Origin of the sequence: Burkholderia sp. SIMBA_062 (assembly GCF_046534765.1) — a bacterium.
In the GTDB taxonomy this organism is placed as follows: domain Bacteria; phylum Pseudomonadota; class Gammaproteobacteria; order Burkholderiales; family Burkholderiaceae; genus Burkholderia; species Burkholderia ambifaria.
On sequence record NZ_JAWRYD010000265.1, the window covers coordinates 1 to 272 of the forward strand.

At 65.4% G+C, this 272-nt stretch carries 1 pseudogene; it reads right to left on the reverse strand.

Annotated features, from left to right (window positions below):
- Window positions 1-222 (reverse strand): annotated as a pseudogene (locus SB786_RS36295) (pyridoxamine 5'-phosphate oxidase); the annotation flags it as partial.
- Window positions 223-272: the final 50 nt, after the last annotated feature.

A 272-nucleotide genomic window follows, 5' to 3' on the forward strand; every position in this document is an offset into this window, starting at 1 on the left:
CTCCAGTTCGGCAAGCTTCGGCGAACGTAGATCCGTATGGAACGTGACCAGGCGCTCCGGCTCGCTTACCTTTCGAAGCAACACGGTGCGCACGCACGGCGAACCCTCAAGTCCGACGGTCGCAGCCTGCATCGTCTTGAAGGCCGCCGGTTCCGGCGGCGCGTCGGCTGCCGCGGCGGTCAGGCAGGCCCATATTCGGCAATAGATCTGTGCAAGCGTCATGGATTCTCCGCGCCCTGAGCGAGCCTCGCACCGCGCCCCGAAGTCCGCAT